The organism is Pseudonocardia alni (assembly GCF_002813375.1).
In the GTDB taxonomy this organism is placed as follows: domain Bacteria; phylum Actinomycetota; class Actinomycetes; order Mycobacteriales; family Pseudonocardiaceae; genus Pseudonocardia; species Pseudonocardia alni.
Map to the genome: position 1 here is coordinate 4,201,519 of NZ_PHUJ01000003.1, position 12,667 is coordinate 4,214,185.

General features: G+C 75.9%; 14 protein-coding genes. 5 read left to right on the top strand and 9 right to left on the bottom strand.

Annotated features, from left to right (window positions below):
- The first annotated feature begins 187 nt into the window (after nt 1-187).
- A complete protein-coding gene (locus ATL51_RS20830) occupies nt 188-409 on the top strand; it encodes a hypothetical protein (RefSeq protein WP_100879660.1) in 222 nt (73 codons plus the stop codon).
- A 72-nt stretch (nt 410-481) separates the two neighbouring features.
- Here ATL51_RS20830 and ATL51_RS20835 read toward each other — a convergent pair whose 3' ends face one another.
- The 3 genes from ATL51_RS20835 to ATL51_RS20845 are packed head-to-tail and all read right to left on the bottom strand — an operon-like array spanning nt 482 to nt 2,555.
- Nucleotides 482-706, bottom strand: coding sequence for an exodeoxyribonuclease VII small subunit (locus ATL51_RS20835; RefSeq protein WP_100879661.1), 225 nt, complete (start codon nt 704-706; stop codon nt 482-484).
- Nucleotides 706-1,944, bottom strand: a complete 1,239-nt coding sequence (gene xseA / locus ATL51_RS20840) for an exodeoxyribonuclease VII large subunit (protein ID WP_100879662.1) — start codon at nt 1,942-1,944, stop codon at nt 706-708. Before xseA ends, ATL51_RS20835 begins: the two co-directional genes overlap by 1 nt.
- Complete coding sequence (locus tag ATL51_RS20845; protein ID WP_100879663.1) at nt 1,941-2,555, bottom strand: lipid droplet-associated protein; 615 nt, start codon at nt 2,553-2,555, stop codon at nt 1,941-1,943. Before ATL51_RS20845 ends, xseA begins: the two co-directional genes overlap by 4 nt.
- Before the next feature lie 113 nt (nt 2,556-2,668).
- Here ATL51_RS20845 and ATL51_RS20850 point away from each other — a divergent pair, with 113 nt between their 5' ends.
- A complete protein-coding gene (locus ATL51_RS20850) occupies nt 2,669-3,646 on the top strand; it encodes a 4-hydroxy-3-methylbut-2-enyl diphosphate reductase (RefSeq protein ID WP_073577699.1) in 978 nt (325 codons plus the stop codon).
- 69 nt (nt 3,647-3,715) lie between these two features.
- Here ATL51_RS20850 and ATL51_RS20855 read toward each other — a convergent pair whose 3' ends face one another.
- The 3 genes from ATL51_RS20855 to ATL51_RS20865 form a co-directional block, all read right to left on the bottom strand.
- On the bottom strand, nt 3,716-4,264 hold the full coding sequence (locus tag ATL51_RS20855; RefSeq protein WP_100879664.1) for a L,D-transpeptidase: 549 nt from the start codon (nt 4,262-4,264) through the stop codon (nt 3,716-3,718).
- 194 nt (nt 4,265-4,458) lie between these two features.
- Nucleotides 4,459-5,262, bottom strand: coding sequence for a DUF6542 domain-containing protein (locus ATL51_RS20860; RefSeq protein ID WP_100879665.1), 804 nt, complete (start codon nt 5,260-5,262; stop codon nt 4,459-4,461).
- Nucleotides 5,263-5,338: 76 nt separating this feature from the next.
- A complete protein-coding gene (locus tag ATL51_RS20865) occupies nt 5,339-6,934 on the bottom strand; it encodes a DNA recombination protein RmuC (RefSeq protein WP_073577702.1) in 1,596 nt (531 codons plus the stop codon).
- A gap of 249 nt (nt 6,935-7,183) precedes the next feature.
- Between ATL51_RS20865 and ATL51_RS20870 the strand changes: the two genes are divergently transcribed.
- Nucleotides 7,184-7,723: a hypothetical protein gene (locus tag ATL51_RS20870; protein ID WP_100879666.1), complete on the top strand. Its 540-nt coding sequence runs from the start codon at nt 7,184-7,186 to the stop codon at nt 7,721-7,723.
- A 72-nt stretch (nt 7,724-7,795) separates the two neighbouring features.
- Here the strand turns inward: ATL51_RS20870 and ATL51_RS20875 are convergent, their stop codons facing one another.
- From ATL51_RS20875 to ATL51_RS28410, 3 genes are all read right to left on the bottom strand, one after another.
- A complete protein-coding gene (locus tag ATL51_RS20875) occupies nt 7,796-8,293 on the bottom strand; it encodes a methylated-DNA--[protein]-cysteine S-methyltransferase (protein WP_100879667.1) in 498 nt (165 codons plus the stop codon).
- The gene (locus ATL51_RS20880; RefSeq protein WP_100879668.1) at nt 8,290-9,783 is read right to left on the bottom strand and encodes a DNA-3-methyladenine glycosylase 2 family protein; all 1,494 of its coding nucleotides are present in this window, start codon (nt 9,781-9,783) and stop codon (nt 8,290-8,292) included. Before ATL51_RS20880 ends, ATL51_RS20875 begins: the two co-directional genes overlap by 4 nt.
- A 69-nt stretch (nt 9,784-9,852) precedes the next feature.
- Nucleotides 9,853-10,290, bottom strand: coding sequence for a hypothetical protein (locus ATL51_RS28410; protein WP_157818472.1), 438 nt, complete (start codon nt 10,288-10,290; stop codon nt 9,853-9,855).
- A 210-nt stretch (nt 10,291-10,500) separates the two neighbouring features.
- Here ATL51_RS28410 and ATL51_RS20885 point away from each other — a divergent pair, with 210 nt between their 5' ends.
- Nucleotides 10,501-11,985 carry a sensor histidine kinase gene (locus ATL51_RS20885; protein ID WP_100879669.1) on the top strand — a complete coding sequence of 495 codons (1,485 nt, stop codon included), beginning with the start codon at nt 10,501-10,503 and terminating at the stop codon, nt 11,983-11,985.
- Nucleotides 11,982-12,653, top strand: coding sequence for a response regulator transcription factor (locus ATL51_RS20890; RefSeq protein WP_100879670.1), 672 nt, complete (start codon nt 11,982-11,984; stop codon nt 12,651-12,653). Before ATL51_RS20885 ends, ATL51_RS20890 begins: the two co-directional genes overlap by 4 nt.
- The last annotated feature ends 14 nt before the right edge of the window (nt 12,654-12,667 follow it).

Consider the following 12,667-nt stretch of genomic DNA (forward strand, 5'->3'; position numbering starts at 1 on the left):
TGTGGTGCGTCGGCTCGCCCGCCCGCCCGCCGTCGTCAGCCACATCTCCGCCGCGGTCGTGCACGGCGCCGAGCCCCGGGGAGTCACGGAGCCGTGTCCTGTTCCACACGGCCGGGCTCCCCGCTCCCGACCTGCAGCGTGGGGTGCGCGACGGGTCCGGCCGGTGGCTCGCCACCGTCGACTTCTGGTGGGACGGCTGTCCACCGTCGTCCGGGGGTTCGACGGCGAGATCACGTACGGGCGTCTGCTCCCACCGGGGAGGACGGCGGGCCAGGTGAGCACCGAGGAGAAGGTCCGCGAGGACCGGTTCCGCGATCTGGGCCTGCACGTCGTCCGGTGGACCTGGTGCGACCTGGACGCCCCCGCCGCCCTCCTGACCCGCCTCCGGACCAGGCTGCCGACCCGATGACCTCCCACACCGGATCCGGCGTCCCGCATCGGATCGGGACCCGTGTGGGACGCCGGATACCGTGCGGGAGGCTCAGGCCTCGTCGTCGGACTCGGCGTCGGCCAGCTTCTCCTCGATGCGGGTGCGGGCGCCGGCGAGCTGGGCGTCGCAGCGCTTGGCCAGGGCCTCGCCGCGCTCCCACAGCGCGACGGACTCGTCCAGGCCGAGGCCGCCGACCTCCAGTGCGCGCACGACCTCCACGAGCTCGTCGCGGGCCTTCTCGTAGCCCAGGGTCTCCACTGCCGGACGGTCGCTCATCAGGTCTCCGGGTCGGGGGTGGTGGTCACGGTGGCGGCGACGGCGCCGTCGGCGACCCGGATCCGCAGGCCGGTGCCGGCGGGCGCGTCGGCGACCGACCGCAGCAGCGGGGGCACGTCGTCGTCGGTGCGGTCGGCGAGCTGCACGATCGCGTAGCCGCGGGCCAGGGTCGCGGTCGGGCCGAGCGCGGCGAGCCGGGCACCCAGGTGCTCCAGCTCCGACGACGACCGGTCCAGCCGGCGCAGCACCGCGCGGTGGGCGGCGGTGCGGGCGTCGGCGATCTCGCCCTCCCGGGAGGTGACGATGCGCAGCGGATCGGCCAGCACGGGCCGTCGTCGCAGGTCGTCGAGGCGGTGCTGCTCGCGGTCGACCCAGCCGTGCAGCGCGCGGCGGGCCCGGTCGCGCAGCCCGGAGATCCGCGCGGTCTCCTCGGCGAGGTCGGGCACCAGGCTGCGTCCGGCCTCGGTGGGGGTGGAACAGCGCAGGTCGGCGACGTGGTCGACCAGCGGGGTGTCCGGCTCGTGCCCGATGGCCGACACGACCGGGGTCCGGCAGGCGGCGACGGCGCGGCACAACGTCTCGTCGGAGAAGGGCAGCAGGTCCTCGACGCTGCCTCCACCGCGGGCGAGCACGATGACCTCGACGTCCGGGTCCCGGTCGAGGGCCCGCAGCGCGCCGACGACCTGCTCGACGGCGAGCCCGCCCTGCACCGCGACGTTCTCGATCCGGAACCGCACCGCGGGCCAGCGCGAGGTCGCGTTGCGGACGACGTCGTGCTCGGCCGCCGAGTCGCGCCCGGTGACCAGGCCGATGGTGTGCGGGAGCAGCGGCGGGCGCCGCTTGAGGGCCGGGTCGAACAGCCCCTCCGCGGCGAGCAGCCTGCGCAGCCGCTCGATGCGGGCCAGCAGCTCGCCGAGCCCGACCGCGCGGATCCGGTCGACGCGCAGCGACAGCGTGCCGCGCCCCAGGTAGAACGACGGCTTGCCGTGCACGATCACCCGGCTGCCCTCGGTCACGGCGCCGCCGGCGTCGCGCACCAGCGACGACGGCGCCGTCAGCTGCAGGGAGATGTCCGCGGCCGGGTCACGCAGGGTCAGGAACGCGGTCCCGGAGCGGGCGTTGACCTGGGCGAGCTGGCCCTCGACCCACACCGCGCCGAGCCGGTCGACCCACTCGGCGATCTTGCGGGCGACCGTGCGGACCGGCCACGGGTCCTCTTCGGAGGTCGTGGCGCTCAACGGTTCTCGGACACCGTCGCGATCCGGTTCGTCAGCATCGTGACGTACGGCGGCCGGTTCTCGTGCGCGGTCTCCCAGGCGAGGAGGTCCGCGAGGTCGTCGAGGCTCAGCGTGCGGAGCTTGCCGCGCAGCTGGGGCACGGTCATCGTCGGGTACTCGGGCAGCACGGCGGGCGCGGTCGCACCCGCCTCGGCCCGGTTCGACGCCGACGCCGGACGCGGCGACGCGGGCGACCGGTCGATCGGGATGCCGGTGCGGGCGGGCCGCAGCGACGACACGGTGCCGTTGCGCCCGGCCGGGGGAGCGGCGGGCGGCAGCGGCGGGGCGATCGGCTCCGGGTCGGGCAGCGACAGGTCGGCGCCGTCGGCCAGATCGTCGTCGAAGGTCGCCCAGCTGGGGATGTCGTCGGCGGGACGCAGGGTGCCCAGCGCGCGGTCGCCCTTGATGGCCAGCTCGGTGATCCGCTGCTGGAGCCGCATGGACACCTGCAGCGCCTGGCTGACCGCGGTCACCGGCAGCTCGACGGCGTGCCGCGGCAGCTCTCGGGCCTGCTCGACGGCGGTCACGACGAGGCCGGCGGCGATCCGCACGGGGAACGGCAGCGGAGACATGCACGCCATTGTCCCCTGATCCGTGGCCGCCTGTCGCGCCGGGCGCACCGGGCGCCGGTCGGGCCGGTCACGTACGGCTGCCCGCTCCCGGGCCGGTCCGTACCCTGGGGGCCATGTCCGGTTCTGCCAAGCAGGTCCTGCTCGCCAAGCCCCGCGGCTACTGCGCGGGCGTCGACCGTGCCGTCGAGGCGGTGGAGCAGGCGCTCGACCAGTACGGCGCCCCCGTGTACGTCCGCAAGGAGATCGTGCACAACAAGCACGTGGTGGAGACGCTGCGCGAGCGCGGTGCGATCTTCGTCGACGAGGCATCGGAGGTTCCGGAGGGCGCGCACGTGGTGTTCTCCGCGCACGGCGTCTCGCCCGCGGTCCGCGACGAGGCCGCGGGCCGGAGCCTGCAGACCATCGACGCGACCTGCCCGCTGGTGACCAAGGTCCACCAGGAGGCGAAGCGGTTCGCCCGCGAGGACTACGACATCCTGCTCGTCGGGCACGCCGGGCACGAGGAGGTCGAGGGGACCTCCGGTGAGGCGCCCGAGCACATCCAGCTCGTCGAGTCCGCCGCCGACGTCGACTCCGTGACCGTCCGCGACCCGGAGCGGGTCGTGTGGCTGTCGCAGACCACGCTGAGCGTCGACGAGACGATGGACACCGTCCGTGCGCTGCGCGAGCGGTTCCCGAAGCTGCAGAACCCGCCGTCGGACGACATCTGCTACGCCACGCAGAACCGCCAGGTCGCGGTGAAGACGATGGCGCCGCGCTGCGACCTGGTGCTGGTCGTCGGGTCGCGGAACTCGTCGAACTCGGTGCGTCTGGTCGAGGTCGCACTGGGCGCCGGGGCCGGTGCCTCGTACCTGATCGACTACGCCCGCGAGATCGACGAGTCCTGGCTCGACGGCGTCACGACGGTCGGGATCACCAGCGGTGCGTCGGTCCCGGAGATCCTGGTGCAGGGTGTCGTCGAGTACCTCGCCGAGCGCGGCTTCGGCTCGGTCGAGGAGGTCGACACCGCCGAGGAGACGCTGACCTTCTCGCTGCCCCGCGAGCTGCGCCCGCCGCGCGGCCGGTCGCTGGGCCTGACCCCGGTGAACTGACCGCGGCACACACGACGGAGGCCCCGGACCGACTCGGTCCGGGGCCTCACGTGTGTACGGGGCGGGGGGTCAGCCTGCGGTGCGGTCCGCCTGGACCTGCTTCGCCGACACGACCTGCACCTGGTCGCCGATCTGCAGGGTGTCGAACCAGAGCTTCGCGTTCTCCGGGGTGAGCCGGACGCAGCCCGCCGACGGGGTGTCCGTGCGGCCCTCGTGGAAGGCGATGCCGCCGTCCTGGAAGAACACCGCCCACGGCATCGGGGCGGGCTCGCCGTTGGTCATCGTGTACTCGCCGCTCTTGTGCAGCTGCTCCTTGCGGTAGACCCGCAGGGAGTGGCCGACCGGGGTCTCCTTGCCCGGGCCGCCGATGGCGACCGGGACGGGCCCGTGGGTGATCTTCCCGTCGGTGAACAGCCAGGAGCGCTGGGTGTCGAGATCGACGCAGGCCCGGGCCGTGACGGTGCACGGGGTGCCCGCGACGAGCGGCTGGTCCCGGAAGGCCTGCGCGGCCGGGGTCCCGGCGACCGCGGTGCCGACGCCGATCAGCGCGACGGTCGCGGCGACCAGCGCGACGACGATCGCGGGTCGCGTCCTGCGGGGGCTGCGGGTGGTCGACAATGGCTCTCCAGTGGTTCCGTCGTGCGTCGGGGAGCGGCGGGGTCACGCCGTGCCCCCCGATGGGAAGACGCTCGGGAGTGCAGTGGGTTGCTCCCATTGTCCGATCCGTCGCCACCCGGGCGGTCTGCGGGGTACGTTCCGGCCGTCCACCTGGGCGGATGCGTCCGGACGACCGTGGCTGCGCCGGACGGCCGTCAGCGGGTGTCGCGGCGTGTCCGGCCGGTCGCGCCGCGTGTCGATCCGCGGGAGGGCTCGGAGCGGGACGGTTCGGTGCGTGAGGACCCGGCGCGCGAGGAGCCGGACCGCGCGGTCCCGGCCGACCGTGCGACGGATCCGGTGCGCGAGACCCCGGTGCCGGTGGACCCGGTACGGCCGGTGGACCCGGTGCGGGCCGTGTCGCGGCGCGCGGAACCGGTCGGTGCAGACCCGGTGGCCGACCCGGTGCGGGCGGTGCCCGTCGTGCGGGACCGGGACGCGGTCCCCGTGGTCGCGCCGCCCGCGCCGCGCGGAGCCCGGGACCGCCCACCGGGGCCGTCGGGGTCGTACCCGCCCGGGTCGCGGCCCAGGCGCTGCCGCAGCCGGCCGACGGCGTCGTCCGGGCCGAGGCGCTGGCGCAGCACACGCAGACCGGCGACGAGCAGCACGGCCAGCGTGGTCACCGCCATCGCCGGGAACGCGTTGATCAGCGGGGCGCCCGCCATGAGCAGGCTCTGCGCCGTGCCGCCGCCGGACGGGGCGCCGATCAGCACCGCGACCAGCGGCACGACGACGGCGAGCAGCAGCGGCGGCTGCACGGCCGGCAGGAACAGCCCGCGCCGGCGGACCCAGGACACCGCGAGCACGCAGCCGATCAGGTAGCAGACCTCGAACACCCGGCCGACGGTGCCGATCCGTAGCAGGTCCACCAGGACCCCGAGGGCGGTGGTACCGACGGCCAGACCGGTGGCCGCGAGCGGCGGGACACCGAGGACCGGGGGGAGCAGGGACCGCTCACGCACCGGCCAGCCACCGCGCGCGGGGGCTGGGCCCCGGCCGGGCCGGCGGGCCGAGCTCGATCGGGCCGTGGTCACCCGGTCAGCCTAACCCCTCCCGCCACGGTGTCCCGGTCGCCTCGTCGCGTGCCGTGTCGCCGTCGCCGAACGTGCCCGGATGTGCGCCGTCGGGTCGGCCACCGCCGGATCGGGTGCCGTCCGACCGGTTGTGGTCGGGCCGCCCGAGATCCTCGAGGGACACCAGCGAGTCCCCGGCGGAGGCGACCAGCTCGGGCGCGGAGACGCCGCGCGGGGTCCGGTCGACCGTCGCGGGCGTCCCCAGCTCGGTGTCGGACACCTGCAGTTCGGTGAACTTCCGGGCGCTCACCAGGACCCGCGCCTCCAGCGAGGAGACGGTCCGGTTGTAGCTGTCCACCACCGCGTCCAGGCTGCGGCCGAGCTTCGCGACGTGCGTTCCCATCGTCGCGAGGCGCCCGTGCAGCTCGCGCCCGAGCCGGTGCACCTGGGCGGCGTTGCGGGCCAGGGCCTCCTGCTTCCAGCCGTAGGCGACGGTGCGCAGCAGCGCGACCAGGGTGGTCGGCGTCGAGAGCACGACGTTGCGGCCGAAGGCGTACTCCAGCAGCCCCGGGTCCGAGCGCAGCGCCGCCTCCAGGAACGGGTCACCCGGCACGAACAGCACCACGAACTCCGGTGTCGGCTCGAACGACTCCCAGTAGGCCTTGGCCGAGAGCTGGTCCACGTGCGTGCGCAGCTGCCGGGCGTGCGCCGCGAGCCGTTCGGTGTGCACGTCCGGGTCCGAGGCCTCGACCGCCTGCAGGTAGGCCGCGAACGGCACCTTCGCGTCGACGACGACCTGCTTGCCGCCCGCGAGCCGGACCAGCATGTCCGGGCGGACCCCGCCGTCCTCCCCGGCGGCGGACACCTGGGTGGAGAAGTCGCAGTGCTCGAGCATGCCGGCCATCTCCGCGACCCGCTGCAGCTGCATCTCGCCCCACCGGCCCCGTACCTGCGGCGCCCGCAGCGCGTTGACCAGCGCCTTCGTCTCGGTGCCGAGCTTGTCCGAGCTCGCCGCCATCGCCCTGACCTGCTCGCGGAGCCCGGCGTAGGCGGACTCGCGCTCCTTCTCCACCGTCCGCAGCTGCCCCTCGACCCGGCCCAGCGCCGCCGAGACCGGGTCGAGCAGCTGCTCGACGGCCTTCGCGCGGGCGGCCTGGTCGCCGTCGGCCTTCGCCGCGAGCGCGGCGGTCGCCTCCTTGAGCCTGCTCTCCGCCAGCGCCACGAACGCCTCGTTGTTGCGGGCCAGCGCGTCCTGCGACAGCGCGGCGAAGGAGTCCTTCAGCTCGGCCTCGCGGCGCACCGTCGCGGCCTCGGCCCCGGCCCGGGCCTCCCGCTCGGCGCGCAGTGCGGCGGTGGCTCCCGCGGCGTCGGACTCGGCCCGCCGGGCGCGGATCGTCGCGTCGTCGAGGGACTCGTGCAGCTCCTCGACCCGTTCGAGCAGCGCGGCGCGCTCGGCGCGCAGGCCCGCCGCGTCGGCCCGGGTGGTGGCGGCGGTGTTCGCGGCGGCCCGGGCCGCCTCGGCCGCCTCGGCCCGGAACCGGGCGGCGGCCACCGACCAGACCACGGCGGCGGCGACCGCCGCGCCGAGCAGCGATCCGAGGAGCAGGCTGAGGACGTCCACCCCCGCAGCGTGCACCGCACCCCCGACAGTTCCGCGTCGCCGCAGCTCAGCGGCGTGTCCGGAGCCGGGTGTCTCGCACGGGCACGCACGGGGGACGGCCGGCGGCCGGCCGGGTTGCCCCGGCGAGGCGGATGCCACGCCGGGCGAACCGGTTCGCGATGCACACGTCTTTCCCGGTGTCGGACCTTCGGGGGGCCGACGGTCCGGGCCGGGGGGCCCGGGCACACCGCGAGAGTGGGAGAGGTACCCGTGACGACCAGCCGACTCGCCCGCACCATCGGCCGTACGGCCGCCACGACCACCGCCGCCCTGGCGGTCGCCGCCGCGGCCGTGCTCGTCCCGGCCGGGGTCGCCTCGGCCGCACCCGCGACGCCGGCGGGGGACCCGGCGCCCGGTGCCTGCCGCCCGGCGAACCAGCAGGCGACCATCCACCCGGCCCCGGGCAGCGCCGGACACCGTCACTACACGGTCGTGCTCAGCGCGGCCCCGGGCACGTCGCCGTGCCTTCTGTCCGGATCGCCGTCGGACCTGGTGTTCAGCCTGAACGGTTCGCCGCGCGCCTCCGAGGTCGCGGTGCCCTACGGCGACCAGACCCGCGCCGTCGAGTTCGGGCCGGGCGAGCCCGTGCAGTTCGACGTGCAGGTCCGCGACTCCGCCGGACCCGCACGGGCGAACGAGGTGCAGTTCTCGCTGCACGGTCCCGGCGGTGACGTCCCGGGCGGCTTCCTGGCCCGGGGACCGATCGGCGTCGACGCCGGCATCCAGGTCGGGCCGGTCACCGAGCGCTGACCCGGGGCCGTCGCCCCGGACCACCGGCCACGCGGCGGCCGCGGTGCGCGATCCGCGGCCGCCGCGGCGGTCTCAGACCGCCTCGTGCTCCAGCAGCCACCGCTTCACGGCCAGGCCGTAGCGGAACCCGCCCAGGCTCCCGTCGGTGCGCAGCACCCGGTGGCACGGGACGAACAGCGCCGCCGCGTTGAACGCGCAGGCACCCGCCGCGGCCCGCACCGCCGCGGGGCGGCCGGTCTTCTCGGCGTAGCCGGTGTAGGTGACCGGTGCCCCCGCGGGGACGGTCCGCAGCACGTCCCACGCCAGCTCCCGGTAGGGGCCGGACCGCTGGCGGACGGGCACGTCGTCGATCACCGACAGGTCGCCGCCGTGGTAGCGGTCGACCGCCTCGCCGACCGCACCGAGGTCGCCCTCGACCACGGTCGCCGGGGCCAGCGAGCGGTGCACCAGGGCGAGCAGCTCGTCGACCGAGGCGGTCCAGCCGGAGGCGAGGACGTGTCCGTCGTCGTCGACGACGGTGGTGAACGGCCCGGCCGGGGTGTCCCGTGTGGACCACGTCGCTGTGCTCATGCGCTCCTCCGAGCAGTGGTGGTGGCGGCGGACGTCGCGGCCCGCCAGAGATGGGTGGCGGCGTAGGACCGCCAGGGGGCCCAGGCGTGGGCGCGCGCGGTGAGCGCCGCCTCGTCGCCGGGCAGTCCGAGCGCCTCGGCTCCGCGGCGCACCGCGAGGTCGGAGGCGAGCAGCTCGTCGGGGTCGCCCAGGACGCGCATGGCCAGGTAGCCGGCGCTCCACGGACCGATCCCGGGCAGCGCGCACAGCTCGGCGCGCAGCCCGTCCGGGTCGCGCCCGGGGTCGAGGGCGAGGGTGCCGTCGGCGAGCGCGGCGCACAGCCCCCGCAGCGACGACGCCCGCCGGGCCGGCCCCGCGATGTCGGCGTCGGCGAGGGTCCCCGGCCCCGGGAACAGCAGGTGCGGCCCGTCGTCGTCGCGCAGCTCGGCGGGCAGCGGCGTCCCGTGCACGGCCGCGAGACGGGCCGCGGCGGTACGGGCGGCGGCGACCGACACCTGCTGGCCCAGCACCGTGCGCACCGCCGTCTCGGCCGGGTCGACGGTGCCCGCCAGCCGGATCCCGGGCGTCGCGGCGACCAGCGGGGCGAGAGCGTCGTCGGCGCCCAGTACGGCGTCGACGGCGAGCGGGTCGGCGTCGAGGTCGAGCAGCCGGCGCAGCCGCGACACCGCGGGCCCGACGTCCCGCGGGTCGGACGCCCGCAGCGTCGCCACCACGGCCCCGGCCCGCGCGGTCAGGTCCAGCGCGACGACGGCCGGTCCGTGCGGCAGCGCCAGCGTGCGCCGGTAGGTGCCGCCGGTGACGGCCTCGACGCCGTCGACGGCGCGGGCCGCGAGGTGGTCGAGCAGGCCGTGCGGGTCGAACGGGGACCGGTAGGGCAGGCGCAGGACCAGCGCCCCCGGCGGACCGGGCTCACGGGTCCGCGACCGGCGGGCGGCCTCGGCGCGCAGCTGCGAGGGCGGGACGCCGTAGACGGTGCGGACGGTGTCGTTGAACTGGCGGACGCTGCCGAACCCGGCGGCGAACGCGACGTCGGCCAGCCCGAGCGGGGTGGTCTCGACCAGGATGCGGGCGGTGTGCGCGCGCTGCGCGCGGGCCAGGGCCAGCGGTCCGGCGCCCACCTCGGAGGTGAGGATCCGGCCGAGCTGGCGGGGTGAGTAGCCCAGCCGCGACGCGAGCCCGGGGACCCCGTCGCGCTCGACGACGCCGTCGGCGATCAGGCGCATGGCCCGCCCGGCGGCGTCCGCGCGCAGGTTCCACTCCGGCGAGCCGGGGACGGCGTCGGGCAGGCACCGCCGGCAGGCCCGGTAGCCCGCGGTCTGCGCGGCGGCCGCGGTGCGCAGGAACTCGACGTTGCGCGAGCGCGGAGGCGGTACCGGGCAGGACGGGCGGCAGTAGATGCCGGTGGTGCGCACGGCCGTGACGAACTGGCCGTCGAACCGCGCGTCCTTGGCGGCGACGGCGCGGTAACAGGCGTCGTGGTCGAGCAGCACGGCACCGACGATGCCACTCCGCGACCGCCGTCACTGGCGGGAATCGGTCACCGGTGTCCGGGATCCGGTCTACGGGCAGAGCGCGCCCGACACCCACCCCTGCTCGCAGGCGAAGCGGACCTCCTCCTCGCGCGAGGCGTCCCGGTCGGGGACCCCCGACGGGCGCTCGCGGGTCCGCTCCGGGGTGGTGCGCGGCGGGTCGGCCGGGGCCGGGGTCGCGACGGGGGCGGGTTCGACCGGCTCGGGGGCCGCCGTCTCCCGCTCCCGGGTGACGCCGCCGGTGTCGTCACGCACGACGGGTGCGCTCCCGCCCGACGGGGCCGGTGCCGGGGCCGGGACGAGCGGTGGGGGAGCGGGTGCCGGCGGGGCGGGCGCGACCGGCGGTGCCGGGGGCAGTGCGGGCTCCTCCCGGCCGGCCGCGGTCAGCGACACCGCGGACACGGTCCCGGCGGTGGTCAGGACCGCGATCCCCGCGGTCAGCAGGGCGTGCATTCCGGGCAGGCGCACGACGTCCCCCTCGGTCTCGGTCGTCGAAGCTCGGCCCGGACGGATGTGGTGCGCGGCCGTCCGGGTGATGGGAGCCGTTCGACGATGGCTGTGCGTCACCTGTGCGTCGTGCGACGGAGTATGCCTTACGCCCATCGGAGCAGTGACGGAGACTGAGGGTGATCGTTCCTGGTGGGTGTCGTGTCCTGGTCCCGGGGTGGGTACGGGATCATGGTCGTCGGCACGGACGAACTGGAGGCGATCATCGCGACCGAGGCCGTCGAGACCGGCCCCGGGCCCCGTCGCGCCGGGCGGGCGACCGCGGCCCGCACCCGCATCGTCGGATGGGTCCTGCTGCTCGTGCTGGCGTCGCTGGGCGTCGTCACGCTGCTGACCTGGATGCTGCTGATCGACGAGACCGACCGCCGGATCGACGACGCGCTGAACTCCGAGATCGCCGAGTTCGCCCGCGTCACCGAGACCGGCGTCAACCCGACGACCGGCCAGCCGTACTCCTCGGTCGACGAGATCCTGCGGTCGGTGATCGCCGCCAACGTCGCGCGGCCGAACGAGAAGTTCCTCGGCTACCTCGACGGGCGCTTCCGCTGGGAGTCCCGGCGGACCAGCCCGCGGGTGCTGCTGCGCGAGGACCCGGCGTTCGCCGCGCTGGTCGCGGACGTCCGCCGTCCCACCCGCGGCTCCTACCTCAGCTCGGCGGGCGAGGTGCGCTGGTCGGCACTGCCGGTCGGGCTCGCCGGCGACCCACAGCGCGGCGTCATCGTGATCGGCTACTTCACCGAGCGCGAGCACGGCTTCGCCCACGAGGCCGCGCGGCTGATGGGGCTGGTCGGGTTCGGGACGGCGCTGCTGTCCGCGGTCGGGGCGTGGCTGGTGGCCGGGCGCATCCTGCGGCCGCTGCGTGACGTCGCCGCGACGGCCCGCACCATCACCGGGCGGGACCTGTCGCGCAGGGTGCCGCAGCGGGCCCGGGCCCGCGACGAGATCGCCGAGCTGGCCACCACGCTGAACGCGATGCTCGACCGGGTGCAGAGCGGGATGGTGTCCCAGCGGCGGTTCGTCGACGACGCCGGGCACGAGCTGCGCACCCCGATCACCATCGTCCGGGGGCACCTCGGGGTGCTCGACCCGCGCGACCCCGACGACGTCGCCGAGACCGTCGCCCTGGTCGACGACGAGCTGGAGCGCATGAACCGGCTGGTGTCGGAGATGCTCGCGCTGACCCGGGCCGAGCAGCCGTCGCTGCTGCGGACCGAGACCGTCGACGTCGGCGTGCTGACCCGGGAGCTGTTCGAGAAGCTGACCGGCCTCGCCGACCGGGACTGGCGGCTGGAGTCGGTGGCCGCGGTGCGGTGCCGGCTGGACCCGCAGCGGATCACCCAGGCCGTCGTCGCGCTGGCCGACAACGCGACCCGGTTCACCGGTGACGGCGACCGGATCGCGCTCGGCTCGGAGGCGGTCGACGGGCGGGTGCGGATCTGGGTGGCCGACTCCGGACCGGGCGTCGCACCGGAGGACCGGCACCGGGTGTTCCGGCGCTTCGCGCGCGGCGACGACGCGCCCCGCTCCGACGGCGCCGGTCTCGGGCTGTCCATCGTCGAGGCCATCGCGACGACACACGGCGGCCGCGTGCTGCTCGAGAGCACACCCGGGCACGGGGCGACCTTCACGCTGGACCTGCCGAGGAGCGAGACGTGAGCAGCCGGATCCTGGTGGCCGAGGACGAGCCGCGCATCGCGTCGTTCGTGAAGAAGGGCCTGGTCGGAGCCGGGTTCGAGGTCACGGTCGTTGCCGACGGGGCCGGTGTGCACGACCACGCCGTGACCGGTGGGTTCGACCTGCTGGTGCTCGACATCGGGCTGCCGGGGATGGACGGCTTCGAGGTCCTGCGCCGGCTGCGGGCGGCGGGCAGCGCCGTCCCGGTGATCATCCTGACCGCGCGCGACAGCGTGCACGACACCGTCGCCGGGCTGACCGGCGGCGCCGACGACTACATGGCCAAGCCGTTCCGGTTCGAGGAGCTGGTGGCCCGGATCCGGCTGCGGCTGGAGCGCGCCCGTCCCGTCCCGGACCCGGACGTGCTGACCTTCCACGGGCTCGAGCTCGACCCCCGTACCCGGCACGTGAGCGTGCACGGCCGCACCGTCGAGCTGTCGGCGCGCGAGTGCGCGCTGGCCGGGACGTTCCTGCGTCACCCGGGCCAGGTGCTGTCCCGCGACCAGCTGCTCCGGCTGGTGTGGGGGCCCGCCGAGTCGGGGGCGTCGTCCAACGTGGTGGACGTCTACGTCCGCTACCTGCGCCGCAAGCTCGGCGCCGGCTGGATCGCGACCGTGCGCGGCGCGGGCTACCGGCTCGAACCGGGCTGAGCGGACCCGACTAC

Excerpts from the sequence above, each read along its gene's own strand:
- ATL51_RS20835 (WP_100879661.1), bottom strand. The coding sequence starts at position 706 with ATGAGCGACCGTCCGGCAGTGGAGACCCTGGGCTACGAGAAGGCCCGC.
- ATL51_RS20845 (WP_100879663.1), bottom strand. The coding sequence starts at position 2,555 with ATGTCTCCGCTGCCGTTCCCCGTGCGGATCGCCGCCGGCCTCGTCGTG.
- ATL51_RS20850 (WP_073577699.1), top strand. The coding sequence starts at position 2,669 with ATGTCCGGTTCTGCCAAGCAGGTCCTGCTCGCCAAGCCCCGCGGCTAC.
- ATL51_RS20875 (WP_100879667.1), bottom strand. The coding sequence starts at position 8,293 with ATGAGCACAGCGACGTGGTCCACACGGGACACCCCGGCCGGGCCGTTC.
- ATL51_RS20885 (WP_100879669.1), top strand. The coding sequence starts at position 10,501 with ATGGTCGTCGGCACGGACGAACTGGAGGCGATCATCGCGACCGAGGCC.